Source organism: Mesorhizobium sp. M7A.F.Ca.US.005.03.2.1 (assembly GCF_003997795.1).
GTDB lineage: Bacteria > Pseudomonadota > Alphaproteobacteria > Rhizobiales > Rhizobiaceae > Mesorhizobium > Mesorhizobium ciceri.
In genome coordinates, this window is record NZ_RZRP01001440.1 from 1 (window position 1) to 791 (window position 791).

2 protein-coding genes are annotated in these 791 nt (G+C 61.7%); one reads left to right on the plus strand and one right to left on the minus strand.

What is annotated here, in order from left to right:
- A partial coding sequence (locus EN991_RS38335) for an HAD family phosphatase (protein WP_164769768.1) occupies positions 1–662 on the plus strand: 662 nt, incomplete at its 5' end.
- Here EN991_RS38335 and EN991_RS38340 read toward each other — a convergent pair.
- Positions 659–791, minus strand: a 133-nt coding sequence (locus EN991_RS38340) for a DUF930 domain-containing protein (protein WP_127370633.1), incomplete at its 5' end; no start/stop codon positions are given. The two genes, EN991_RS38335 and EN991_RS38340, sit on opposite strands and share 4 nt — an antisense overlap.

Below are 791 nucleotides of genomic sequence, written 5' to 3' on the forward strand. Positions count from 1 at the left end.
GGCCTATTATTTTCGATTGCGACGGCGTTCTTGTCGACAGCGAGCCTCTGGCCGCCCGCGCCTATGAGCGCGTCTACGAAAAGCACGGCATGCCCGGCGTCAACACCAGCATCATCGCCCAATGCATCGGCATGAAGCAGTCCGATATCATCGCCAGGATCAAAGATTTGACCGGCCACCAGTTTCCGGCGGCGGCGGACGGCGACATCTGGGCCGAGACCAAGGTGCTGTTCTCGCAGGAATTGAAGCCGACACCGGGAATCACTGCCTTTCTGGAGGCGCTTGCAGGCGACCGCTGTGTCGCCTCGTCCTCCTCCGTCGAGCGCATAAACCACAGCCTTGCGGTGACCGGGCTGGCGCGTTTCTTCGGCGATGCGATCTACAGTTCCTCGATGGTCAAGAACGGCAAACCCGCGCCGGACATCTTCCTCTTCGCGGCGGACAAGATCGGCGCCAATCCCGTTGACTGCATCGTCATCGAGGACTCGCCCTTCGGCATCCAGGGCGCGATCGCCGCCGGCATGACGGCGATCGGCTACACCGGCGGCGGCCATACCTATGCCGAGCACGCCGCGCGACTGACGGCTGCCGGTGCCGATTTCGTCTGCGCCGACTGGCAAGAAGTTAGCCGGCAATTGGCTAGGTTTGGTGTGCCGGCCTAGTTTAGACGATACTTTGTGAATCCACGGCTGGCCCATTCGCCAGGCGGCACGAGTGAGCCCACACGGAAGTTGAAGGACAGGACCCTCGTCGCATCGGCGTCGACTTCGCATCGGAAATTTAGGTTGTAC